19 protein-coding genes are annotated in these 25,571 nt (G+C 64.7%); 5 read left to right on the forward strand and 14 right to left on the reverse strand.

All coding sequences use genetic code 11. The features are described from left to right. Window positions 1-161: 161 nt before the first annotated feature. Window positions 162-500 (reverse strand): BON domain-containing protein, encoded by a 339-nt coding sequence (locus G5S42_RS26365; protein WP_176109426.1) that lies wholly within the window; start codon window positions 498-500, stop codon window positions 162-164. Window positions 501-1,055: 555 nt separating this feature from the next. Between G5S42_RS26365 and G5S42_RS26370 the strand changes: the two genes are divergently transcribed. From G5S42_RS26370 to G5S42_RS26380, 3 genes are all read left to right on the forward strand, one after another. Next, window positions 1,056-2,459: a TAXI family TRAP transporter solute-binding subunit gene (locus G5S42_RS26370; RefSeq protein ID WP_176109427.1), complete on the forward strand. Its 1,404-nt coding sequence runs from the start codon at window positions 1,056-1,058 to the stop codon at window positions 2,457-2,459. Between the two features lie 159 nt (window positions 2,460-2,618). Then, entirely contained in the window at window positions 2,619-3,278 is a 660-nt protein-coding gene (locus G5S42_RS26375; protein ID WP_176109428.1) for a 2-hydroxychromene-2-carboxylate isomerase, read from the forward strand. 202 nt (window positions 3,279-3,480) lie between these two features. Continuing rightward, a complete protein-coding gene (locus G5S42_RS26380) occupies window positions 3,481-4,461 on the forward strand; it encodes a LysR substrate-binding domain-containing protein (RefSeq protein ID WP_176109429.1) in 981 nt (326 codons plus the stop codon). 61 nt (window positions 4,462-4,522) lie between these two features. Here the strand turns inward: G5S42_RS26380 and xdhC are convergent, their stop codons facing one another. From xdhC to xdhA, 3 genes are read right to left on the reverse strand one after another with little or no spacing between them, the layout of a single operon-like run. Next, complete coding sequence (gene xdhC / locus G5S42_RS26385; RefSeq protein ID WP_176109430.1) at window positions 4,523-5,134, reverse strand: xanthine dehydrogenase accessory protein XdhC; 612 nt, start codon at window positions 5,132-5,134, stop codon at window positions 4,523-4,525. Between the two features lie 31 nt (window positions 5,135-5,165). After that, window positions 5,166-7,535: a xanthine dehydrogenase molybdopterin binding subunit gene (xdhB, locus tag G5S42_RS26390; protein ID WP_176109431.1), complete on the reverse strand. Its 2,370-nt coding sequence runs from the start codon at window positions 7,533-7,535 to the stop codon at window positions 5,166-5,168. A gap of 34 nt (window positions 7,536-7,569) precedes the next feature. Further along, on the reverse strand, window positions 7,570-9,087 hold the full coding sequence (gene xdhA, locus G5S42_RS26395; RefSeq protein ID WP_176109432.1) for a xanthine dehydrogenase small subunit: 1,518 nt from the start codon (window positions 9,085-9,087) through the stop codon (window positions 7,570-7,572). A 388-nt stretch (window positions 9,088-9,475) separates the two neighbouring features. On the opposite strand from xdhA, the gene G5S42_RS26400 reads away from it, so the two are divergent. After that, a complete protein-coding gene (locus G5S42_RS26400) occupies window positions 9,476-10,687 on the forward strand; it encodes an MFS transporter (protein WP_176109433.1) in 1,212 nt (403 codons plus the stop codon). A gap of 19 nt (window positions 10,688-10,706) precedes the next feature. Here G5S42_RS26400 and G5S42_RS26405 read toward each other — a convergent pair whose 3' ends face one another. From G5S42_RS26405 to G5S42_RS26430, 6 genes are all read right to left on the reverse strand, one after another. Continuing rightward, entirely contained in the window at window positions 10,707-11,996 is a 1,290-nt protein-coding gene (locus tag G5S42_RS26405) for an oligosaccharide flippase family protein (RefSeq protein ID WP_176109434.1), read from the reverse strand. 24 nt (window positions 11,997-12,020) lie between these two features. Then, window positions 12,021-13,757 (reverse strand): hypothetical protein, encoded by a 1,737-nt coding sequence (locus tag G5S42_RS26410; protein WP_176109435.1) that lies wholly within the window; start codon window positions 13,755-13,757, stop codon window positions 12,021-12,023. Between the two features lie 57 nt (window positions 13,758-13,814). Continuing rightward, window positions 13,815-14,732 (reverse strand): glycosyltransferase family 2 protein, encoded by a 918-nt coding sequence (locus G5S42_RS26415; RefSeq protein ID WP_176109436.1) that lies wholly within the window; start codon window positions 14,730-14,732, stop codon window positions 13,815-13,817. A gap of 157 nt (window positions 14,733-14,889) precedes the next feature. After that, window positions 14,890-16,095 (reverse strand): hypothetical protein, encoded by a 1,206-nt coding sequence (locus tag G5S42_RS26420; protein ID WP_176109437.1) that lies wholly within the window; start codon window positions 16,093-16,095, stop codon window positions 14,890-14,892. Between the two features lie 4 nt (window positions 16,096-16,099). After that, window positions 16,100-17,200: a glycosyltransferase gene (locus G5S42_RS26425; protein ID WP_176109438.1), complete on the reverse strand. Its 1,101-nt coding sequence runs from the start codon at window positions 17,198-17,200 to the stop codon at window positions 16,100-16,102. Window positions 17,201-17,342: 142 nt separating this feature from the next. Continuing rightward, entirely contained in the window at window positions 17,343-19,562 is a 2,220-nt protein-coding gene (locus G5S42_RS26430) for a succinoglycan biosynthesis protein ExoP (protein ID WP_176109439.1), read from the reverse strand. 221 nt (window positions 19,563-19,783) lie between these two features. On the opposite strand from G5S42_RS26430, the gene G5S42_RS26435 reads away from it, so the two are divergent. Further along, window positions 19,784-20,167 carry a hypothetical protein gene (locus G5S42_RS26435; RefSeq protein ID WP_176109440.1) on the forward strand — a complete coding sequence of 128 codons (384 nt, stop codon included), beginning with the start codon at window positions 19,784-19,786 and terminating at the stop codon, window positions 20,165-20,167. Between the two features lie 397 nt (window positions 20,168-20,564). Here the strand turns inward: G5S42_RS26435 and G5S42_RS26440 are convergent, their stop codons facing one another. The 4 genes from G5S42_RS26440 to G5S42_RS26455 form a co-directional block, all read right to left on the reverse strand. Continuing rightward, entirely contained in the window at window positions 20,565-21,809 is a 1,245-nt protein-coding gene (locus tag G5S42_RS26440; RefSeq protein WP_176109441.1) for a glycosyltransferase, read from the reverse strand. A 92-nt stretch (window positions 21,810-21,901) separates the two neighbouring features. Next, entirely contained in the window at window positions 21,902-22,786 is an 885-nt protein-coding gene (locus G5S42_RS26445) for a polysaccharide deacetylase family protein (RefSeq protein ID WP_176110644.1), read from the reverse strand. Window positions 22,787-22,847: 61 nt separating this feature from the next. Continuing rightward, window positions 22,848-24,101, reverse strand: coding sequence for an FAD-dependent oxidoreductase (locus G5S42_RS26450; protein ID WP_176109442.1), 1,254 nt, complete (start codon window positions 24,099-24,101; stop codon window positions 22,848-22,850). A gap of 36 nt (window positions 24,102-24,137) precedes the next feature. Next, on the reverse strand, window positions 24,138-25,127 hold the full coding sequence (locus G5S42_RS26455; protein ID WP_246392082.1) for a carboxylate--amine ligase: 990 nt from the start codon (window positions 25,125-25,127) through the stop codon (window positions 24,138-24,140). Between the last annotated feature and the right edge of the window lie 444 nt (window positions 25,128-25,571).

Consider the following 25,571-nt stretch of genomic DNA (forward strand, 5'->3'; position numbering starts at 1 on the left):
TGCGTGCGGTAAGCCGCATTGCTGCGGTCCCGCAAACCTCGGCCGTCTCGCGCCCAAAACCGGCGGCGAAAAAAAAAGCTCCGGCGAAAATGCCGGAGCCTCCGAATCGATTGATAGACCTCGCGAGGCGGGCCTTGCGGCGCCGCGCGCACGCGCACCGCTTACTGTTGCTTCGCCGTCAGCTTGTTGGTCACCGACGTCACGCCCTCGACGCCCTTGGCGGCTTCGCCGGCCTTCTCGGCCTGGCCCTGGTCCGGTACCGTGCCGGTCAGCGTCACTGCACCGCCACGCGCGCGCACGGCGATATGCGACACGTCGAGACCCTGGGTCTTGGTCAGCGCGTGGCGCACCTTACGGCCAAGTTCGTGATTCGCTGCCTTGCCGGCCTTGACGGTGGCTGCCGCCGACGCCGTATCTGGAGCGTTCTGGGCGTAGACGCTGCACGCCGCCACCATCGCCACGACCGCACCCAGTGTTTTCAGAAAACCGACCGTTTTCATAGCTCTCTTCTCCTTGGTTTCACATTGGACCGCATCAACAAGCGGCTTCGTTACGACTACGGGCGGCCGTCATCGCGCGAACGCGCGCGTGCGCGACGGCCATCAACGTCTGACACGATGTGCAAGAGGCGAGAGAGGCTGATTACCGGTAATCGGTAACCGGCAAACCGCGAATTCCGCCGACGTGCCCGGTTCTTGTCCGTCTTGCCGGGATATCGCCGCAAACGTTGGATCGCGGTAGCGATGCACAATTTAATCTAGCCGGCACAGAAGCGCAAAGGGTTTAGCGCGCGGCGTGGCGCACCGACAGCGGCTGCGTCATGCGTACCGGATAAAGACGGACACGCTCCGTGGTCGCGCAAAAATTGCCTGGGCGTCGTGCTGGCGGGCACCCGCGACGCTCACCATTTGTTACGCGTTTGTCGGCGCGACGGGCGGCTACGCGATTCGCGGCCGTGCCAATCTCAGGTACCATCGGCGCGACGCGTGCTGGCCCGCCGCCCAAGCCGCCTGCGCGCATTCGAGCCCGACCGACCGCCGTTTTCAGAAGATCCGATGAAGCCTGACACCGGCCGCAGCCGCCCTACCCGTCTCGTCGCCCGTTTTGTCGCGATCTCGTGGCGCGACCTGGCGGTCTCGTTCGGCCCGCTCGTGCTGCTCGTGATCGTCGCGATCTGGGCCGCCGTGCGGCTGATCCAGCCCGCCCCGCCAAATACGCTGACGATTAGCGCCGGCCCGGTCGGCAGCACATTCTGGATCGCCGCGCAGAAGTACAAGGCGATCCTCGCGCGCAACCGCATCACGCTGAACGTGCTGGCCTCGCAGGGCTCGCAGGAAAATCTGAAGCGGCTGTTGGACCCCAACGCCAACGTCGATGTCGGCTTCGTGCAGAGCGGCATCGCGCCCGCCGCGGTCGACAAGGACAAAAGCCTGATGTCGCTCGGCAGCGTCGCTTACGTGCCGCTCGCGATCTTCTATCGCGGCGCGCCGGTCGACTGGCTGTCCGGCTTCAAGGGCGAGCGCCTCGCGATCGGCCCCGAGGGCAGCGGCACGCGCGAACTCGCGCTCGCGCTGCTGAAGGCCAACGGCATCGTGCCGGGCGGCCCGACCCAACTGCTGCCGCTGACGGGCGACGCAGCCGCCGACGCGCTGATCGACGGCACGATCGACGCGACCTTCCTCGCCGGCGACTCGGCGCAGCCGGCCGTGATGGGCAAGCTCTACCGCACGCAGAACGTGCGCTTCTACGATTTCTCGCAGGCCGACGCGTACACCCGCCGCTTTCCGTACCTGACGCAGCTGAAGGTGCCGATGGGCGCGTTCGACCTCGGCAAGAACCTGCCGGCGAACTCGATCAGCATCGTCGCGCCGACCGCCGAGCTGATCGCGCGCGATTCGCTGCATCCGGCGCTGTCGGATCTGCTGATCGAAGCCGCGCGCGAAGTGCACGGCGGCGCGACGACGATGCAGCGCGCCGGTGAATTCCCCGCGCCGCTCGCGCACGACTTCCCGCTGTCCGACGATGCCGCGCGCTACTACAAGTCGGGCAAGAGCTTCCTGTACCGGACGCTGCCGTTCTGGATCGCGAGCCTCGCGGACCGCCTGCTGGTGATCGTCGTGCCGCTGATCGTGCTGCTGGTGCCGGCGCTGCGCGTCGTGCCGGGCTTGTACGCGTGGCGCGTCAAGTCGCGCATCTATCGCTGGTACGGCGCGCTGATCGCGATCGAGCGCAGCGCGCTCAGCGAACACTCGTCGGCCGAACGCGCGTCGCTGATCGAGCGGCTCGACACGATCGAAGACTCGGTCAACGGCATGAAGATGCCGCTCGCGTACGCGGACCAGTTCTACGTGCTGCGCGAGCACATCGGCTTCGTGCGGCGGCGGCTCATGGCAAGCCGCGACACGTCGGGCGGGCTGGACGAAGCCGACGAGCAGGCGGCCGATAAAGTCAAAGGCTGAGCGCGCCGGCTACACCGCCTGAACCCGCACCCGCCGCCGTCCACCAGGGGATATCGACCGGTGCAAGCCGGGAGCGCACCGCGTAAGATCGCTACAATTTTGATGAGATAACGGACGCACCCTCCGCTCCGTCCGACCCAGGCAATCCGGGAGACCTTTATGACAGTTGGCATCGACGCCCAACAGCCGCTGTGGTTTTACGATTTCGTCTCGCCGTTCACCTACCTGTTGCTCGAGCAACACGACAAATGGCCCGGCATGGACTTCGCATTCACGCCGGTCGTGCTGAACGATCTGTATCGCCACTGGGGCCAGCGCTCCGCGTACAGCGTGCCCGCCAAGCGCACCTTCATGTACCGGCATGCGCTGTTTCGCGCGGAGCAGCTCGGCATTCCGTACAAGATGCCGCCCGCCCATCCGTTCGATTCGATGAAACCGCTGCTGCTCGCGACCGCCGCGAACGGCGACGTGCAATTCGTGCGCGAGATTTTCCGCTTCATCTGGCGCGACGGGCGCGACCCGTCGAGCGACGAAGCGTTCGCCGAACTGTGCGAACGCGTCGGCAAGCCGGACGGCCCCGAGCTGATCCGGGACGAAGCGGTGCAGGCGCAACTGCAGCGCAATACCGCCGATGCGATCGACCTCGGCGTCTATGGCGTGCCGACGTTTCGTCTGAACGATCAGCTGTTCTGGGGCGAAGACGCGCTGCCGATGGTGCTGTACTGCGCGCGCACGCCGAACTGGCTCGAATCGCGCGAAGTGAAGCGGATCAGTTCGTTGCCTTGGGGCCTCGCGGACAAGCCGGCACCGGCGCCATAACACGGCGGCGGCAGCGCGCCGCGCCGCGGCTGCGGCTTCCGCCCGAACGAAGCGCCGCCGGCACACGCCGCGCTGATGCCGGCCATACCGCGCCCGCTATGCCGCCGACGCGCAAACGGGCCTAAGGTTATAAGCTTTCGCACCCCACGCGCTCGCCGCGCGGCGAGCCGATCGGCTGCGCCCGCGTCACCACGCTTCGACCATGGACGACACCGCCGCCTCACTCGATATCTGGCTCGTGCGCGTGCTGCGCACGCTTCTCGTCGAGCGCAGCGTCACGCAGACCGCGATGCGGCTGAACCAGACCCAGCCCGCGATCAGCACCGCACTGCGCAAGCTGCGCGAAACGCTCGGTGATCCGATTCTGGTGCGCGGCAAGTCGGGCATGGTGCCGACCGAATACGGCGAGTCGCTGCTCGCGGCCGCGCAGCGCGTGCTGCGCGATGTCGATTTCGTCGCGACGCCGCACGGCGATTTCGACCCGGGCCGCTCACGCCGTACGTTTCGCGTTGCCGCGCCCGACTATCTGAACGACTTCTTCATGCCGACCGTGATCGCGCGATTTCGCGAAGCGGCGCCGCATGCGCGGCTGGAAATCGAATCGCTGGGGCCGCTGCTCGATCATTCGGCCGCGCTCGACGCCGGCGAACTCGATCTCGTGATCGGCAACTGGCCGAAGCCCGATCCGCGCTTCGAGCGCAGCGACCTGTTCGCCGATACCGTCGTGTGCATGATGCGCGCGGACCATCCGCTCGCGCGCGAGCCGCTCACGCGCGACGCCTATCTGGCCGCGCCGCATCTGGCGCCGACACCGTACAGCGGCACGCGCGGCGGCGCGATCGATACCGGCTTCGCGCGCGCGAAGGCGAGCCGGCGCATCGTCGCTACGCTGCCCTACTTCGGGCTCGTCGCGCAGACGCTTCTGCAATCCGATCTGATCTTCACGACCACGCGGCGCTTCGCGATGCACTACGCGAGCATGCTGCCGCTCGCGGTCGTCGATGTGCCGATCGCGTTTCCGCGCATCCGCTGCTATCAGTTGTGGCATCCGCAGCCGGATCGGCCGAGCGATATCGGCTGGCTGAGGACGTTGATGTCCGAGGTGTCGGATGAGCTGGTCGCGCGCAAGACGCCGCGCGCGAAGACGCCGCAGCGGGGCCAACAACCGTCCAGCGGCAAATAAAGAAGGGGACGGCGTATGAGCCCGTCCCCCTCGAACACTCGCGCAAGCCTTTGCGCGTGGCCTATGCCATGATCTGCTCGGTTGCGTGGATCTGGCTCGCGGCCTGCCGTGTCCTCACCCGCAGCAGTTGCGCGCACACCGCGATCGCGATCGCGGCGGGCGCCTTGTCGACGATGCCCTCGACGCCGATCGGACAGGTCATCTCCGCGAGCCGCTCCAGCTCCACGCCGCGCGCGAGCAAACGCCGCTCGAACTTCACGCGCTTCGTCTTCGAGCCGATCATGCCGAAGTAGCTGAAATCGCGCCGTCGCATGATGCGCGCGGCCAGCGAAAAATCGAGCGCATGGTTGTGCGTCATCACCAGAAACCACGCGCCGGGCGGCGCCGCGTCGACGATCGCATCGGGTGTGTCGGTCGCTTCGACCTGCACGTTGGGCGGCGTTTCGTCGGGAAACAGCTCGTCGCGTTCGTCGACCCACTGGACCACGCACGGCAGGCTGCCAAGCAGTTGCACGAGCGCATGGCCGACATGCCCCGCGCCGAACAGCACGATGTGCATCGGCGCCGGCCGCGCTGCCAGTTCGGACGCGACGCTGCGCCGGCCGATCCGCACCGGTGCAGCATCGTCGGTGGCGCCGGTGCCGTTCAGATAATTGTTCAGGCGTGCTTCCATATCGCGCTCCCCGCTCGTCCGCCATTCGCCATCACGCCTGCCGAGCGGCCGCGGTCGCGGCGCGCACCGCTCCGACCGCCTTCAGGATTTCCTCGCTGGTCGCGGGCGCATTGAGCGGCGGATTGACCTGGTGGCCGCCCACCGCCGACACCGCGTCGCGCACCGCGAAGAACACCGAGAACGGCAGCAGCAGCGGCGGCTCGCCGGTCGCCTTCGAACGATGGATGCTGTCCTCCACGTTGCGGTTCCTGAACAGCTTGACATTAAAGACCGGCGGCACGTCGTTGACAGTCGGGATCTTGTACGTCGACGGCGCGTGCGTCATCAGCTTGCCGCCCGCGTTCCACCACAGCTCCTCGGTGGTGAGCCAGCCCATGCCCTGAATGAACGCGCCTTCCACCTGGCCGACGTCGAGCGCCGGATTCAGCGAAGCGCCCACGTCGTGCAGCGCATCGGCGCGCAGCACGCGCATTTCGCCGGTCAGCGTGTCGATCACGACTTCCGATACCGCCGCGCCGTACGAGTAGTAATAGAACGGCCGGCCTTGCAGCTTCGACTGATCCCAGTAGAGCTTCGGTGTCGCGTAGAAACCGTCGGACCATAGCTGGATACGCGCGAGATAAGCCTTCGCGATCACTTCCTCGAATGGCAAGGCGACCTCGCCGACCACCACGCGATCATGCGCGAAGCGCACGTCGCGCGCGGTCACGCTGCCCGCGCCGTAGCGCTCGGCCGCGAAAGCGGCGAGCCGCTCGCGCAACTGGCGCGCGGCGTCCTGCGCGGCTTTGCCGTTCAGATCGGAGCCGGTCGAAGCAGCCGTCGCCGATGTATTGGCGACCTTGCTCGTATCGGTCGCGGTCACGCGAATGCGCTTGAAGCCGACGCCGAGTTCATGCGCGACGACCTGCGCGACCTTGGTGTTCAGCCCCTGGCCCATTTCGGTGCCGCCGTGATTCACGAGCACCGAGCCGTCGGTGTAGATATGCACGAGCGCGCCGGCCTGGTTGAAGTGCGTGACGTTGAACGCGATGCCGAACTTGACCGGCGTCAGCGCGAGGCCCTTCTTGAGGATCTCGTTGTTCGCGTTGAATGCGTCGATCTCCTTGCGGCGCGCGCGATAGTCGCTGGTCGCTTCCAGTTCGTCGATCAGCTCGTGAATCACGTTGTCTTCGACCATCTGGCCGTACGGCGTCTCGTTGCGCTCGGTCTTGCCGTACAGATTGCGGCGGCGCACGTCGAGCGCATCGATGCCGCACGAGCGCGCGACGTTGTCGAGGATGTATTCGATCGCGAATGCGCCTTGCGGACCGCCGAAGCCGCGAAACGCCGTGTTCGACTGCGTGTTGGTCTTGCCGCAGAAGCCGTCGATCGATACATCCGACAGCCAGTACGCGTTGTCGAAGTGGCATAGCGCGCGCGTCATCACTGGGCCCGACAGGTCCGCGGAAAAGCCGCAGCGCGAGGTCATGTCGACCGCGACGCCTTCGATCACGCCGTCTTCGTCGTAACCGACTTCGTACGTGTAGTGGAAATCGTGGCGCTTGCCGGTCACCATCATGTCGTCGTCGCGATCGGGGCGCAGCTTGACCGGACACAGCAGCTTCCATGCGGCGAGCGCGGCGCAGCAGGCGAACAGCGCCGACTGCGATTCCTTGCCGCCGAACCCGCCGCCCATGCGCCGGCATTCGATCAACACGTTGTGTGATGCAACGCCCAACGTGTGCGCGACGAGGTGCTGCATTTCGCTCGGATGCTGGGTCGAGCAGTAGACGTGCATGCCGTCGTCATCTTTCGGCACCGCGTACGAGATCTGCCCTTCCAGATAGAACTGCTCCTGGCCGCCGAGCAGCATCTCGCCGGCCTCGCGATGCGCGGCGCGCGCGATCTTCGTGCCGGCGTCGCCGCGCGCGAGCTTCATCGGCGGCAGCACGAACTGGTTCGCGGCGCGCGCCTGCTGCGCGGTCAGTACCGCCGGCAGTTCCTCGTAGACCACCTCGGCGCGCCGCGCGCCGAGCCGCGCGGCCTCATGCGAGCTGGCGACCACGATGAACATCGGCTGGCCGACGTATTGCACGACGCCGTCGGCGAGGATCGGATCGTCGCCATGAACGATCGGGCCAACGTCGTTGGCGCCGGGGATGTCGTCGGCGGTGAAGACCGCGACCACGCCGGGCGTCGCGCGCACCCGGTCGAATGCGATCGACACGATCTTCGCGTGCGCCTTCGACGACAGCCCCAGCGCCGCGTGCAGCGTGCCGGCCACTTCGGGGATGTCGTCGGTGTAGGTCGCGCGGCCGCTCACGTGCAGATGCGCGGACTCGTGTGGACGCGACACGTGCACCTGGGTGAACTCGTCGAGATCCTGAAGCTCCTTCAGGAACGGTTCGGCTTGCTGGTTCATTGTTGGGTTCTCCGTATCCGTGGACGCGCGGCGCTCAAACGCTCGCGCCGGCCGGCGCGACCGCGCGCACATCGAGCGCGCTCTTCGGCAGCGGCTCCCGCGCGCGCGTTTCGAGCCAGAAGCGGTACAGCGTGTTCTTCGCCGCCTCGAGGCGGTAGTCGCTGGTCGCGCGCACGTCGGTGAGCGGCGCGTAGTCGTTGCCGAGCGCGAGCATTGCGGCCTGCGCGGTCGCCTCGTGCCAAGCGGCGTCGCGCAGCACGGCTTCGGCATTGAGCGCGCGCTTCGGCGTCGCGGCCATGCCGCCGAACGCGATGCGCGGTTCGCGGATCACGTCCCCGTCGGCAATGAACGAGAACGCCGCGCAGACGGCCGAGATATCCGAATCGAAGCGCTTCGACAGCTTGTAGGTGCGAAAGCGCAGATTCTTGCGCGCGCCGCCGCGCGCAGGCACCTTCAGGCCGACGACGAACTCGTGCTCGGCCATGTCCTTCTTCTGATACGCGAGGTACAGGTCTTCGAGCGGCATCTCGCGCTCGATGTCGCCGCCGCGCACGATCACGCGCGCGCCGAGCGCGATCAGCCCCGGCATCGAATCGCCGATTGGCGAGCCGTTCGCGATGTTGCCGCCGAGCGTGCCGGCGTTGCGGATCGGCAGCGACGCGAAGCGCTGCCACATTTCGGTCAGCTCCGGATACTGCTTCGCGATCTCGGCATACGCTCTTTCGACGCTGACGGCGGCGCCGATATCGATCCAGTCGTCATTGGTTTCGAGCTTTTGCAGCTCGGCGATCTGACCGACGTAGACGAGGTTGCCGAGTTCGCGCATCTGCTTGGTGACCCACAGGCCGATATCGGTGCTGCCCGCGAGGATGCGCGCGGCTGGTTCCTGCTCCTTGATCTGCGCGAGCGCCGCGACCGTGCGCGGCGCGGCGAAGCGCTGGCCCGCGTGCTCGTACTGGAACGTGTCGTCGCGTTCGAGCGTCGCGAGCGTGTCGGCGAGCGCCTTCACGTCGAGCGGCGCGGTCGGCGCGGGCGCGTCGAACATGCGCTCGGCCGCATCGACGATCGGCCGGTAGCCGGTGCAGCGGCACAGGTTGCCGGTCAGCGCATTGCCGATCGCCTCGCGCGACGGCACTGTGCGGTTCGCGCAGCCGTGCTCGTGGCCGTGCTTCTCGTAGAGCGCCCACATCGACATGATGAAGCCCGGCGTGCAGAAGCCGCACTGCGAGCCGTGGCAATCGACCATCGCCTGCTGCACCGGATGGAGCGACCCGTCCGGCTGGCGCAGGTCTTCGACCGTGAAGAGCGCGCGGCCGTCGAGCGTCGGCACGAACTGGATGCAGGCGTTGACCGCCTTGAAGTCGACGCCGCCCGCCGCGTTGCGCTCGCCGATCACGACGGTGCAGGCGCCGCAGTCGCCTTCGGCGCAGCCTTCCTTGGTGCCGGTGCAATGCACGTCTTCGCGCAGATACTGCAGCACCGTGCGGGTGACGGGCGCGTCCTGGATTTCGCGGATCGCGTTGCGGTGATAGAAGCGAATCGGCTCGGTCATGTCTCGGTGCTCTCGTCTGTTCGGTGTTCGCGCGGACACGCCGCGTCGATGGTTTGAAAGCTATCACCGTCAATAAACGCAACCCATAGCCTGAATCGCATGGGGGACATATTCGTGGCGCGATATACAGATGGATTTGGGCGCGGCAACGCTTATGTTGATCGGACGCTTTTGCCGTTTTTTTTGGCTTTATGCAGATGAAATGACATGCTCTAGCGCGGCAAGCCAGCCGTCTCGCCAGAAAATCACGGGGCCAACGCGCGAAAACGGACCTTTATCGGGTCTCGACCCGCCATCAGTTCGTCCCATTTTTTAGGCAAGCCCTGCAAGGGAATCGGTTCCATGGGAGAATCACGCCTCCTCGCCGATTTCAAGTCTCGTTTTCCCGATGTCCACCGACTCCGCGCCCGCCCGCAGCGAATTTGCGACGACCCTGCAAATCATTCCAGTCGTCTTTTTCACCTTTCTTTGCTACCTCGCGATCGGAATTCCGCTCGCGGTGCTGCCCGGCTACGTGCACGGCGACCTCGGCTACAGCGCAGTGCTGGCCGGCGCGGCGATCAGCGTGCAGTACCTCGCGACGCTCGCGTCTCGGCCGCTCGCGGGCCGCTCCGCCGATACGCTCGGGCCGAAGCGCACGGTATCGATCGGTCTGCTCGGCTGCGGCGCGAGTGGCGTGCTGCTGCTGCTCGCCGCGCTGGCCGGTTCCTGGCCGGTGCTGAGCCTCGCGCTGCTGGTGTGCAGCCGCCTCGTGCTCGGTTTCGGCGAGAGTCTGTGCGGCACCGGCGCGATCCTGTGGGGGATCGGCCGGGTCGGCACGTCGAACAACGCCCGGGTCATTTCGTGGAACGGCATCGCAACCTACGGCGCGCTGGCAATCGGCGCGCCGCTCGGCGTGATGATCTCGCGCTCGATCGGCTTCACCGCGCTCGGCATCCTGGTGATCGCGCTGGCAGGGCTCGGCTATTACCTCGCGCGTCTGATCGCGCCGGTGCCGGTCGTGCACGGCGAGCGGATGTCGTATCGCAGCGTGTTTACGCGCGTGCTGCCGCACGGCATGGGTCTCGCGCTCGGCTCGGCCGGCTTCGGCTCGATCGCGACCTTCATCACGCTGTTCTATGCGGCGAAGCACTGGCCGAACGCGGCGCTGTCGCTGACGCTGTTCGGCACGCTGTTCATCGGCGCGCGCCTGCTGTTCGCGAACACGATCAAGACCTACGGCGGCTTTCGCGTCGCGATCGCATCGTTCTCGTTCGAATGCGCGGGTCTGTTGATGCTGTGGCTCGCGCCCGAGCCGCATATCGCGCTCGCGGGCGCCGCGCTGACTGGCTTCGGCTTCGCACTGGTATTTCCGGCGCTCGGCGTCGAGGCGGTCGGACTGGTGCCGCCGGCGAGCCGCGGCGCGGCACTGTCCGCGTACTCGGTGTTTCTCGATCTGTCGCTCGGCATCACCGGGCCGCTGGCGGGGTATATCGCCGGCGAGTTCGGTTATGGCTCGGTGTTCCTGTTTGCCGCGCTCGCGGCCGCCGCGGCGGTCGTGCTATCGACGGTGCTGTATCTGCGCAACGCGAAAGTGACCAATCTGTCCACCGCGCAGTGAACACCGTCCGTCTCGGCGGCTAATCCCTCTCCGCGGCCATCTCCTGCTTGATCGCCGTCTGCGAGCGCACTGCGATCTGGCCGTGATTGATCCGGCTCGACACGTTGTACACGGCGATCAGCATGAACAGCTCGGTCGCGGCCACCGAGCACGCGGTGCCGACGCCGCCCCAGAAGTAGATGCTGATCGGCGCCTGCACCAGATGGAACAGCGCGCCGTAGAGATAGATCCGCTTCAGCAACGACTGATTGCCCGACGCGATCACCGTCAACATGACCTGGGTCGTCGTCATGCCGACGATTGCCGGCACGAACACGAGGACGCGCAAAATGCGGAACGTCTCGCCGAACGCCTCGCCGAGAAAACGTCCGACGAACCATTCGCCGAGCACCGTAAAGCCGACCAGGATCAGCACCGCCGACGCCGCGAACGCGAGCATGAAGCCGCGGTTGACCTTGTGGATATAGCCGAAGTCGTTGCGCTCGTACGCGACGCAGATCTTCGGAAAGAACGCCTGGATGGCCGGCGCCGTGCACGCGCGCAGCGCGTTGGTGAGTCGCTCGGCCGCCACGTAATAGCCGACCGCACCCGGGCCGCTGATCATGCGCAGCATGATCACGTTCGCGTACATGTACACGGACGTCAGCGCCGAGCCGAGAAAGATGTGATACGCCTCTTTCGCCTCGGCCATCACGTCGACCCAACCGACCCGCACGGTCAGCAGAATCTCGCGCTTCCAGATCAGCGCGCCCATCAGGATCAAGCCGCACACGAAGGTCGGCGCATATTGCAGCGCGGCCGCGAGCATCACGTCGTCGCGAGTCTTCACGAACAGGAACAGCGGAATCAGCAGACCCACGCGTGTGGCGAGCAGCGTGCCCGCGAGCACCGGCAGGCGCTGCGTGCCTTCGTAGAAGCAGCCCGGCGTCAGCACGCCGCCCCAGATCACGAGCGAGCCGAGCAGCGTCGCACCGCGCTCCTGCGGCGACATGTGAGCGGCGAACGCCCAGACGACCAGCACCAGCGAGCACAGCAACGCGAGAATCGCGCGGCCGATCGTAGTCGACCAGTAGATGCGGTTCACGACTTGCGGATTGCCAATGTGCACCGCCACCTTGCGCGCGCTCGACAGGCCGAAGCCGAAGTCGACGATGACGAGAAGAATCTGCGAAATCGATTGCGCGTAACCGATCACGCCCAACCCGGCCGGCCCAAGTACGTGCGACAGATACGGCAACGTAACGAGCGGCAGCACGTAGTTGAGCGCATACACCGAATACAGCGCGATGATGACGTTTCTCGTCGACACAATCGTCCTGTTTGCAGTTAAATCTCAAGTCGAAAAAACAGAATACGATACGAAAGCAGGTTCACTTAGTGCGACATCGATCTTGTTGTAGCGATCGTCTTCACTATTTGCGTTCAATACCGCGCTCTTCACCGCATTGCCGATCAGATTGCTTACGACGGTCTTGTAGTTGGCGTCGCTTGCGTCGGTTGCGAACAGGATTTCGGCGAGTAGAGCATGGCCGCGTGTTGCCGCGCGCAGCACCACGCGGCCCGAGGTCGAGCGCAGCACGTTGATCGAGATGCGCGTCGTCTCCTGCGAGACAGTCTGGTTTCCGCAATGCAGTGCCGCCGCGACGCCGCCGCGTTCGTAGCCGACGCCGAGATTCAGCGCATGCACGAGGCTCGCGTCCTTGCCGCCCGCGATCGCGCCGCCGCCCGGATACGCCTTCGCGTAACCGACGATCGAATCGCCGGCGCGATCGCCGAAATTGCCCTGAATCGTGATGCCGTCGAGCGGCGTGCTGCCCGGCGCGGTCGAACTGCCGTACACGAACTGCGGGCCGTCGCAGCCGGCGTTCTCGTCGTCCTGGCCGGGACGGTAGCGATTGCCGACGATCGTCGCGCCCTGCTGGTAGTCGATCTGGATGTGGCAACTCTGACCGGGCGGCACATCGAGGTACGACGGATGGCCGCGCGTCGAGAACTTCCAGCGGCCGATCTTGCCGTCGCCGCCGCAACCGTTGCGCGAGAAGTAGTTGCCGTTCACCACCTTGCCCCAGTTGCCGCTCTTCATATAGACGCCGGCAAAGCCATTGCGATCGAACACCGCGCCGACGATCAGCGACTCCGCGCCGAGAATCACGCCGTGACGCGCATTCCATTCCCAGCGTCCGCCGATCACCTGCCAGAAGTTGTCGACGATATCCGCGCCGGCCGTATGGCAGAACATGCCGATGCAGTTGATCAGCGAGCCGTCGGTGTGCTCGGTCGCGTAGAAGCCGCGCTCGCACATGTACGCATAGCAGCGCTCGAGCGTCGACGTGACGCCGAGTTCGTAGCCCGCGCGCGAAAAGCCGATCGCCGTGCAACGACTCGCTCCGGCCGACGTGCCGAAGTGAATGCCGATCGCCGTGTTGCCGGTGTGCGCCGGATAGTTGGCGAGGTAGTAGACGACCTTGTCGTAATGCGCGGGCCGCACCTGCACATGCTCGACGAACGCCGAGTCGCCGAGCTTCAGCGCCGCCGACGTCGGGCCGCCCGCGTCCTGTCTCTCCAGCACGGTCGCCCCCATCGCGATGTCGGTGATCACCACGTATTCGCCGCCGCCGTCGCCGCGCAGTCTCGAACCGTTCGCGGTGGTCAGCTCGCCGGTGTAACGCCAGATGCCGCGCGGCAGATATAGCCCGCGCGCGCCGCTTGCGAACGCCTCCCGCAGTTCGGCGCCGACATCGTAGCCGGACGCGCCGCGCTGGATCGCCGCCAGCCTGCGCGGATCGACGAAGCGCGCGACGCTGACCTCGAGTCCCGCGACGATGTCGCTGAGCGTCTTCAAGTAGCTCGGCGCGACCGGTTCCGATGCGGCACGCTCGGGCACGGACGCGGCTACGCGCAGGATGCCGCCTGCGCCGTCGGCCGCGCCGTTACCCACGGTCGCGAACGCGTCGGGCGCGCGCGGCGCGTACCCGGTCGCGCGCGCGATGCCCAGATCGGCTGCGCTTGCACTGGCCCCGGCCAGGCCGCCGAGCAGGAACGTCTTGAGCGCCTGTCGCCGGGTTTTCATCTACCCCTCCCCCATTGCGTTACTCCTGCTTTTTTCACGTCGATACGGCGCGAGGCGTCACTCGATCGTGATGCTTTGCGCCTGCTCGGCGGCCGCCGCACGCGCGCTCACGGCGGCCATCGGGACCGGCAGCGCATGCGCCTTCGCGCCGCGCATCAGGCCCTGCACGCCTGGCGGTCTGAACAGCGGCACACGATACTTGCGGCTGAAGCGCCACAAGCTGTTCATATGCCGGCGTCCCGCCTTGCTGAGCAAGCCCGCTGCCGACGCGCGCTGATGCTCGTGCGTGAGCCGCGCGCCCGGCACGCACAGCACGCGGTAGCCCGCCTGCCAGATGCGCGCGCAAAAATCGACATCCTCCATATAGAGGAAGAAGTGCTCGTCCATGCCGCCGAGTTCGCCGAACAATGCGCGCCGCACGATAAAGCCCGTGCCCAGCACCCAGTCGGCTTCGAACGGCGTGCCCGCGGCCCACGCTTCGCGCATCATGTGGAGGTCGATGCGGCGCTTGAACACGCCGAGCCGCCCGAGCGGCGAGCGCCGGCCGAGTATGTCGAGCATCGAATAGAAGCGCCGCGCGGAAAACTGCCGCTCGCCATCCGGGTAGACCAGATCGAGACCGACGAGGCCGACATCCTTCTCCGTCTCGAACAACTGCACGGCGTTTTCGAGCGATGTATCGACGAAATAGGTGTCCGGGTTCAGCACGAGCACGAGTTCGCGCAGACAACCGACCATGCCGAAATTGACGCCGGCTCCGAAGCCGCGATTGATCGACGTTTTGACGAGCCTCACTCCTGTCGGAAGCGTCTCCCTCAGATAGGAAAACGAATTGTCAGGTGAAGCGTTGTCCACTACGACGATGTCCTCCTTATCCGCAATCGAAAGTTCCAGCACGGAGCGCACGCAATTTCCGACCAGTTTCGGCGTGTTGTAATTGACGATCACCACACTGATCATTCCCTTCAGGTTCATCCCCACCTCCTGCTTTGCATCAGGTGTTCGTGGAATTACCCCCAAACACGGCTTTCCAGTTCGTTCACCATGCTTCGCGCTCGTCGCGCGCACTATCGACTACCCACTGCTCGTCCGCGCGATGCGGACGATCTGGCATGCACTGCCTTGCGGTTCGCTACGCGCTGTTTCGACGCGGTCCGTCCACGTAATCGAACACCGGCAATGTCATCAGGATGAAGACAAACGGAATCACTTCGATCGATTGATAGAAGAACGTTTGAAATAAAGCGGCCCATACACACAACGCAATCCGGCTTGCGCTGCTCACGAGTTTCGTCACCGATATCAGCACGCCGTAATAGAAGATCGCGCCCATCAGGCCGATATTCAGAATCTGCTGCAGCACGCTCGATTCGACGACGCCGAACTCCTGTTTCACCGGTTCTGGCGCCGAGTTCGTGACGAGCCCGAAGTACGTGCCCGCGATCGCGTTGACCGGCAATACGAGCGACTTGGCTTTTTCCCATGCTTCGGTGCGGCCGTCGTTGCCGTCCGATTGCAGGTCGGTCGCGCCGATGATCCGTTCGGTGCCGACGTTGACGACACTATCGTTCTGACTGCTCACCGCGACGCCGAAGATCATGATGGCCATCGTCGCGAAGATAGTGGCAACGATCAGCTTCGCGTTTCTCGTGATGAACTGGATCGGTCCCTGCACGAACGCGAGCCCGAATGTGCCGAGAACGATCAGCATGCCGCTGCGCGACAGTGCCGAGAAAATCGCGAAACTTAGCACCACGCATGCGAGGCCCGACAGCACGTTCTTGCGCACCAGATAGTCGACGCCGCACAGCGACGCGGCAATCGCGACGAACAGCGGGTAATGCAGATAGCTGCCGGTCAGCGACGGCGCGCGCAGATTGTCGAAACCGTAAGTCGCGCCGGGCAGATCGATCGGGAACACGTTCTGCTGCTGCGCGAGCGCGACGCCCGCCTCGATCAGCGCGATCAGCACGAGCCCGACATAGGCGAAGCGGGGCCGCACGAAACGCCTTTGATAGTTCGAGATCGCGTAGAAATAGATGAACAGCGTGAAGATGAAGACGAACAGGTAGGCCGGCCCGAGCTGATCTGTGACTGCGAGCGTCGCGACGATCGACAGCCCGATTGCGAACAGCATGCCCAAGAGCATGCCGAACGACAAGCGTCCTTCGTCGCGGAAGTAAGCGGCGATCGCCGTCGGCGAGATGTACCACACGAGCAGTCCGACGATGCCGCCGACCTGGATCAGATAGGCGGCGTCCTTGCCGATCAGATACTCGAGCACGCCGCGCGATGCGCACAGTACGACGGCCAGCAGATAGGCGATGGTGGCGATCATGGCGTCACGCCTGATACGCCACGGAGGCGTTGACGTTGACCGGTTCCCCGCGGTAGATGCGCTCGATCACGCGCTGGAACTCATCGATCTCGCAGACATTGAGCAAGGTGCCGTCGTGCTCGACGCCTTCCGCGCCGAGCGGCGTCGACACGACCGGCAGTTTCGCCGCGAGCATCTCGAGCGTCTTGAGCTTGACGCCGGCGCCCGAGAGCAGCGGCACCACGCCGATAGCGGCGGCCTCGAAGTACTTGCCCGGATTTTCGACGAAGCCGGTCACGCAGATATCGTCGCTGTTGAGGCGCTTCACGCGCTCGCTCGGATCGGAACCGACCACGAACAGCTTCAGTTGCAGACCGCGCCGGCGCAGCGGCAGAAAAATCGTGTCGATGAAATTGAGCAGCGCCTCTTCGTTTTCGCGGCGTTGCATCGCCCCCCAGAACAGGATGTTGCCTTTTTCGACCGTGTCTTTCGAGCGCCGCACTTCCTTCAGAAACGCCGGCAGCGAGATCGGCACGACCTGCACCGTGCCGACCCCGGGGTACAGGCCGTTGATCAGCTGCGCGTCCTTGCTCGACAGCACGAGCACCTTGTCGGCCAGCTTCAGCAGACGCTGTTCGAGCATGAAGGTCTGCCGTGTAAACAGCCATCCTTCGATGGACTTGATGCGCAGCATCACCTGGATCTGCACGTCATGCGCGCACATCACGATCTTCACGCCGTCGTGGAAACGCTCGCGCAGATTCTGCGCATACGTGAAGCATTGCGAGAATTCGAGCCGCACCGTGTCGTAACGGTGCCTGTCGACGAGCTCGCAAAGGAACTTGCCGATCGCGGGCTTATAGCGCGAGAACAGGCGCGGTGAAAACGTCAGCGGATTCGCGAGGAACGACGGAATCAGGTCGAACCGGCTCACGTACTGGATGTAGACGTTGCGCACGTTCGCGCGAAACTCGATGTCTTTTTCGTCGACCGGCACGCGCGACACGATCAGCACGTCGAGCTCCGATTCCGCGCTCAGTTTGATCAGGTAGTCGTAGGCCAACCGGTGGCCAGCTTGCGGCGCGTTTTTCTGAGGCAGAAAAGGCGTGACAAATAGCTGTTTCATCCGAGTAGTCCCTTGCCTGTACGGTGTGCGCTCGGCAAGCGCGGCCGTAAGATCCCTTCGCATTGCTATGTTGGTTTTCTGATCGGTCCGTTCGGGCGCTACGCCCCGCACCGCGGGAGCGTCGCGAACCACGCGCCCGGGTTCATCGGTCGTACGGTTTATAGATGTAGGCCGCGTAGCGATAGCGTCCGTAGCCGTAGCTGTAGCGTCCCGGCCGCATCTTCAGTCCGTTCATGATCACGCCGCGCACCGGCAGGCCGACCTTCTGCATCTGGCGGACCGACTCACGCAGCTCGCCGATGCCCGTCACACCCTGACGCGCGACGAAGAACGTCGTGCCAGCCACGCACGCGAGCCGCACCGCATCCGCGGCGAGCAGCACCGGCGGTCCGTCGAGCAGCACGACGTCGTAGCCGGTCGCGACCTGGCGCAGCACCGACTCGAGCCGCGTGTTCGACAACACGTCGCTCGGGCTCGCAACCTGGCGGCCGCTGGCGATGAAATCGACACCCTGGAAACGGGTCGCGCGAATCAGCTCTTCGGGGCGGTACGCGCCCTGGATCAGATCGGACAGGCCGGGACCGCGATCGCCGCCGAGATGCCGATGCAGGAAGCCGCGGCGCAGGTCACCGTCGACCAGCAGCACGCGCTTGCCGGTCGCACCGATGACCGCGGCGAGGTTCAGCGACACGAACGACTTGCCGATGCCCGGCGTCGGGCCCGTGATCAGCACGATATGGTTGCGCGCCTTGGTCATCGTGAATTCGAGCGCGGTGCGAAAGCCACGCAGACTTTCGATCGCCGGATCGATCACCGCTTCGCCCGCGAGCACCAGCGCCTTCGACTCCGGCCGGCGACGGCTGTGCGCGAAGCGCTCTTCCTGACGGCTGAACGGCACGCTCGCGTAGACCGGCAGACCGGTGCGCAGCTCGACTTCGTACGGATCGTCGATCGCGTCGAACAGACGCTGACGCACGAGCGCAATCACCGAACCGACGAACACGCCGAGCATCAGCGCGCCGATGATGATCAGGAGCGGCTTGGGCCGCACCGGCGTATCGGGCGCGACGGCGCCGTCGACGATGCGCACGTTGCCGGCCTTGCCCGCCTTGATCAGCTTCAGCTGTTCGAGCGTATTGCGCAGCGAGGTGTCGAGTTCGGTGCCGACCTGCACGTCGCGCTGCAGGCGCAGCACGTTCTGTTCGAGCGGCGGCAGCGACTGCGTCCGGCTCGCGAGATCTTTCGCTTCCTGTTGCGCCGCGCGCAACTGCGCGTTGACCGACTGCACGGCCGGATGCTGGTCGGTGAAGCGCGACAGCAGTTCATTGCGCTTCTGCTGGAGTTCCGCGAGCCGCGTCTGCGCCTGAACCGACAGCTGCAACAGGTTGGTCGCTTCCTCGCCGAGATCGACGGTGCCATGCTTCGCGCGGAAGTCGTTGAAGCGCGTTTCCGAATCGGAAAGCTGCTGGCGCATTTCCGGAAGCTGCATTTCGAGGAAACGGATCGAACGCTCCGCTTCCTCGGATTTGCGCTTCAGGTTCTGGCTCACGTATTCGCCCGCGATGGTCCCGAGAATCGCGCTGATCTTATTCGGATCGCTGCCTTCGAGCGACACGCCGAGGATGTCGGACTCCTTGCCTTTTTCGGAGATCGTCAATTCCTTGCGCAGCTTTTCGGTCGTCGTCAGCGCGGACTGGCGCCGCACCTCGAACGTCGCACCGGGCTTCGCGTCGATCCGGTCGACGACGAGCGTCAGCGGCCCGTAGTTGGTCGTCGCGTTCAGCGCCTGGCCGACAGTGCCTTCGAGCTTCAGCTTGCCGTATTGCAGCTCGTAGCTCGATCCCTCGCCCATCCTCAGCACGAACGGACGATCGAACAGCTCTTCCGGCACATCGAATTTCGACACTTTGATGCGCTCGTTGCCGTACACGTAGCCGTGCGGTCCCGGCGTCGACAGATGATCGGAATGACGGGCGAGCCAGCGGCCGAACAGCGGGAAGTAGCGCGGCGCCGCTTCGATGTCGAGATTGAGCTTGTCGACCGCGCGGCCCACCACCATGCGCGAGCCGATCACCTGGGCCTCGCCGGACGTCGCGGTCTTCACGTCGAACATCGCGGACACATCGCCGATCACGCTCTTGGACGAGGTACCCGCGTTCTCTTCGACCTGCACCAGGATGTCCGCGCGATAGACGGGTTCGGAGAACACCGAATAACCGATGCCGAGCGCAACCGCGATGGCCGTCGTGAGGGCAATCAGCTTGCGGTTGTCATACAGCGCATCCAGATAGTTCGCGAAGCCTGCCGGCGGATGTTCGCTGTTGTTGTTCCGGCTATCGAATGGTGCACTGCTTTGGTTCATGCGAGTTCTCCCAAAGTCCCGACGGTTTCCCACTTCTTCCCGGCGCCCGAACCGGCACGTCGCCGCATCCAGTGACGCCGGTGTCCGATCGAGCCGACCGCCTCGATCGGACGGGGGTAGCCGATTTACGCCACATCGGCTACCTTTGTGTGTAACAGCACCTATGCGAGCTCGGCTCTTTTCCCTAACATCGCACCACTCGCGTTCTTACGGAGACCGAAATGAAAAAACTTCTTGCCGCCGTATTACCGGTATTACTGACTGCCCAGGTGGGATACGCCCAGATCATCGTGTCCGCCTCCTCTTCCGCTTATGCCCCGCGTTATGTCGCCAAGCACTCGCAACTCGACGCGATGACGCCTCATGCGGCCAGTTCACCGACGCTCTACGGCTCTCCGTCGGATCTCGCATACGCAAAAAAGAACCGCTATGTCGCGCCCAACGTGTACACCCAAACTAAAAACAGCCTTCCGAAGCAGAAACGTACAAGCGTTGCACAGCCTGTCCGCGGCAAGAACTCAGCGGACCCCTACGGCAGCGATTTGTGGAATTCAGACCAGACCTACGCGTCTCCCGAGACCTCCGATCCGTACAGCGTGCGCTGAGCTGTAGCGCATCACCGTCTGGATCCCCCGTATCGCTGATGTGGCCGCTTGCGGCCACATTCCTGTTTGGGTTGAGCTGACTGCCGGGCCCGGTAGAGATATTTCCCCGATTAGCCGCGTCTCGTCCGCCGTTTTTCCACGCAAACGCTCACGACATGCACATGCTCTTGTTTTGATGAGTCTGCCGTTTCGTCGGCGCGCTACAACGCTCGATAAAAAGCCTTTCTTGGCAATCATAATATTCAGAGAGCCCGTCCTTACAACGTTCGGCAGCGCACACAAAAGCCGATTGCTACAGGATTGCTTCAGACAAATCACGCAATAAAAAACGCATGTTTAAAGCGACGATAAGCGTGCGGATATACACGCCGTTCGCCACAATCAGCGCCGACTATTTTCAGGGCGCCGGACGCGGATTATCTGCATAACGCGCGCGCCGGCGCGACGGCGCGATGGGCGCCGAGCTTTCGCCGATGTGCATGATTTCGGCCAGACGCCGCGCGTAATGCTCGGGCAGATATTCTCCGACGTCGTACTTTCTGTGCTCATCGGCCAGATGAACGGCCAACTCGCCGAGCGCCTGTTTCAGACTGCCCGGATCGAAATTGAACTTGATCTTGTTGCCGACCGATTCCGCGGTCACCGCCATGCTGCCGCCATCGCGAATCAGCACCGGCAGGCCGAGCATCGCCGCCTCGACGACGACGAGGGGCGCGTTCTCCGCGCCCACCGACGGCACGACCACCGCATCGGCGAACTCGCGCATCGCGGGAAACAACTGCTGCTGCGGCATCGTGCCGAACAGGATCAGCTTGCGCTCGGCGATCAGCGACGCGTAACGTTCTTCGATCGCCGCGCGATCCGGCCCGTCGCCATACACGCCGATGCTATTGATGCGCTCGAAGCCCGCCGCCTCGCAGAGCGTCAGAAATTGCAGCAGGCCTTTCTCGGGCGAGATCCGTCCGACGAACGCGATGTTGAAGCGTTCCTTGCCACGCACCGTGACGATCGGCATCGCGCTCGGCACCGCCGACGGATTGTGCACGATCACCGTGTTCTCGATGCCCACGCGATGCAGCGCCTGCTGCATGAACAGGCTCGGGCACAAGATCCTGTCGAACACGCGCGCGGGCTGATAGGCCGCGCGTACCGCATGCCACCACGCCTTCGTCATCAGATCGTGCACGAGGCCCTTCGGCGTCGGCCGCAACGTGAGGACCGCGCGGGTGCGCAGCACGTCGAGCGGCAGAATGATCGGCCGCTTGTCCTTGTCGAAGTACTGCAGCGACGGGTTGTAGTAGACGAGGTGATAGTCGTGGCAGGTGTGATACGCGCGGTAACCGAACTGACGCTGGTTGTGCGCGATCACGCTGAGAATCGAAGGCGACAGCACGTTGTGGTAGTTGTGCACCATCAGCCGATGCGGCCGGAAACGGTGCAGCGTCTTTTCGAGTGCGCGCGCGGCGGTCATGTTCCAGGAGCGCGTCAGCATCGTCGAGCGGCCGGAAAACTGGCTATCGTCGAAACGCTCGACCTCGACGCCGCGCAGCGTGCCCAATAGCTCGGCCGATTGTTGATAGACCACTTCCGCGCCGCCCATGTGCGCGTAATCGTTGATCACCAGTACCCTGCAACGCTGCATGTTCCCCTCCTGTTGTCTGCCTCTCGTGCCGTCTCGCGAAGAACCCGGACGGCTTGCCCGGACCAATCGCCTGGTCCGGGCGCTCCCCCTGTTCAAAACTGCGGAAACTTGCCGCGCCAGCCGCCCCTCTCGCGCAGATAACGCAGAAACAGCGCAATGCCGCTCAATTGCGCCGCGAAGCGCAGCGTCGACGCCGCATCGTCGATGATGATCGTGCGCAACCGGTACGGATCGGTGTGCTGATCGTTCCAGCCGATGTCGCAGGTCCGCGCGGTTTTGAAGCCCGCCGCGCGCACGAACTCCACTTCGCGCTCGCCGTAATTGCCGTTCGGATACGCGAAGTGCTCGCACGGCTGTTGCAGCAGCGCCGCAATTTCACGGCGGCTGTCGCTGATTTCGGCCTCGCTTTCAGCGTCGCTGCAATGCGTGAGGATCGGATGGAAGCGCGTATGCGCCTGGAAGTCGACGTGCTCGCGCATCGCCTGCATCTGTTCGATCGACAGGCCGGTCGGCCGGTCGTCGCCGTCCTGCTGGTAGCCTTGAGCCGCCAGCGCGGCGAGGCGCTCTTCGTTCGTCATGCGCTTCAGACGTTCATGGCCGACGCGCAGCGAACCCGGATGCAGCCACCAGTGACTGCGCGGCCGTCCGACGATGCGGCTGCACAGGAAGATCGTCGGGCGCACCTTGTGCTTGATGAACACCGGCAATAGCTTCGCGTTGCCCACGTGGCCGTCGTCGAGCGTGATCGCCACGCGCGGCCGGCCGCGGCCGGGCGCGCTGACGTCGGTCAATGGCACGAACTCGCACAGCTTGCTCAGATAGGTCAGGTGACGGTCGAGCGTGTCCGGATCGGGATCGTGATAAAGCAGCACGGCTACGCGATCGCGCCACAGCAGCTTGCGCGTGCACCACGCGAGCCCTGACATCAACACGAAGCCCGCGAGCATCTCCTTCACGAGCGCCTTGTAGCGCTTCATGCGGGGCCCGCGGTAGCGATCGGACAGGCGCGAGTGCACAGACGCACCCGTTGTTTGGGTCTTATTCACCTGAGCGCTCCGGCATGGGTGCATGGGCGACGGGCCACGCGCGTTGCCGCGAGCCCGCTTTCAACGAGCCGATAAGGTGCCGCGCCACGGTCGGCGACGCGTGCTTGGTTCCATAGACGAAGCGCATCACGGGCCCGAAGCTATGCGCGGACGCGGGTCCGATCACATAGAGGCCGCGCACGCGCGTTTCGTAGTGCGAGCTCAGGTCGGGCATGCCGCCTTGATTCGAAATCGCGTCGGCCAGATCTTTCGACAGGAACGCGTGCTGGCGCATGTCGGTTTTGAAGCCGGTCGCGGCGATCACGTGATCGGCGCTCACGCGTGCTTCCTTGCCGTCGGTCAGCACGTTCAGAACGACGCGGTCGTTTTCGATCGCCGCGGAGCGCACCACGGTGCGATGCGATATCTGTACCTTGCCGACCACGCGATCATGCAGCCACCACGCGCCAGACGCGCCATACGTGTGCTCCATGATCAGCTTGCGGCGTCGCGGGTCGAGCATGTGGAACACGCCGGGAAACTCGGACAGGAACAGCGACCGCCAGCCGCGCCCGAGCCCCGCGTCGGGCCCCTTGATGCGCGACAGGATGTTGCGCCCGCCGTGCGGCCGCTCGTGCCACACCACGCTGCTCTCGCGCATCAGCACGTGCGCGCGTGCGCCGAGCTCGTTGAGCAGCGCGGACAGCCCGAGCGCCGACTGCCCGCCGCCGACGATCGCAATGTCCTTGCCGCGCGCCCACTCGAGGTTGCCGTACAGCTCCGAATGCGACGCATACTGCGGCGGCAAGTCCTGCAGCGCCGGCGGAGTTTGCGCGAAGCCCTTCAGGCCGAGCGCGATCACGACCCGGCGCGCGGCGAGCGAGCGGCCGTCGCTCAGCGACAGCTGGAACTGATCGCCGACGCGGCGCAATGCGAGCACGTCGACCGGCTGGATATCGCCGACCAGATTCGACTGGAACCACAGCCCGTACTCGACGAAGGTCTCGAGCGGCAGCGCCATGCCGAGCGGCCGGTAAGGCAGGCCTTTCAGGCGGCAGAAGTCTTCGACGGTAAAGCCGCTGCGCGGCGCGTGCATGCTCGACGCGAAAGCTTCGGAGCGCAGCAGCATGCCGGGCGGCATGTAGTTTCGCCACGCTCCCATCGGTTCCCCGAGGATCTGGTGATCCACGCCGGCGGCCTTCAGATGCGCGGCAAGAGATGACCCGTAGGGCCCCGCGCCAATGATGATGGTATCGGTCAAAGACATTGCTGGTCTCCAGGGGACGGGCTCTCGTCGCCAGCGTCAGGCTTTCGCCTGACGCGACTCGGGCGCCCTGATCGCTTTTTTCCAGCTGCGCTTCATGCGTCGGAGCGGATTCATCACGACATAGTGCTGCAACGCTGGGAACGGATCGTCCCAGCGGAAATAGCCATCGAAAATTTTGGTGCGTTCGCTCAGCAGTTCGGGCGGCGGCCGGTCGGAAAACGTCGCGCGCCACGCAACCGGTAGCCGGCTCGGGCGCTCGACTGGCAACGGCAGGCCGAGTTCATGGCGGTACGCGGCAAGCGGAATGTTGACGCCGCACAGCGTCGCGATCTCCTCCTGCCAGTCCGTGCGGCCGACCGTCGGCTCGACCATCACGAACTCGTTGTAGTTGTCGTCCCACTTGTACTCGATGCTGCCCATGCCGTCGAAACCGGCCGCCTCGGCGAAGCGCCGCGTCAGCGGTTCGAGCGTCCCGCGCGCTTCGGGCGCGGCCACGCAGATCGCGGTGTTGCCGACGCCCGGCGGCGAGCTCAACACCTTGCGGCCGGTGAACATGCTGACCATGTTGCCGTCGGCGCCGCGATAGAACAGCGTGAAGTGAATGTTGCTGTCGGGACCTTCGATCCACTCCTGCGCGATGATTCCGCCTGGTGTCGCCAGCATCGCGATCGCGCGATCGCGTGCATGCTGCAGCGTGTCGACGCGCACCGCGCGTTCTTTCTCGCCACGCAGCACGTTGCGCTTGTCGTCTGGTTTCAGCACGCACGGGTAGCGCAATTCGGCCAGCCGTTCGATGTCGGCAAGCTTTTCGAGCACGACCGAGCGCGGCACCGGAAAGCCGTGGCTCTGTGCGAATTCGTGAAAGCGCGCCTTGCTCGACAACATCTTGACGGTGTCGTCGGCGGGCAAACGGAATCGATACCAGTGCGACAAAGCCAGCCGATTTTCCGACACCGCATGCACCGCGTCTTCGTCGGTCAGAATCAGAACCGGCAGACGATCGAAACGCTTGCCGAGTTCGATCATTTCGTCGACGAATATTTTCCCAACAAAACTTTTTATCTGATGCGCATGAACGTGTCGGCACCACGTCGCCGCGCGGCTCCTCGTATCGACTGCGACAACCGGAACGCGGGCCTGCGCGAGCGATCGCGCCACCCCCAGTCCGTTCAACTCTGCTCCAACAATAACCCCTGCCGATTGACCTGAGTCGTATGCGCTCGCCATAGTGTCGATTTCCTTGCTTCGTACGTGCATGGGCCCTCGAAGACATGCTTCGAGACTCCACGCGATCGAACTATCGAATCGGATAGAAATCCTTTTTATCGCCTCGCGGGGGCGCTTCGGCGTTAAAGCTGTGTTTCGGCGGAAAGCATGCATGAGCGCGGCAGGCGCGTCCTGGCACGCGCCGTGTGTCGAATCATGGTCTTGCGATTTACCGCAGCGAGCGCATTGCGCTGCGCTCGCCGT

Origin of the sequence: Paraburkholderia youngii, assembly GCF_013366925.1 — a bacterium.
Lineage (GTDB): Bacteria > Pseudomonadota > Gammaproteobacteria > Burkholderiales > Burkholderiaceae > Paraburkholderia > Paraburkholderia youngii.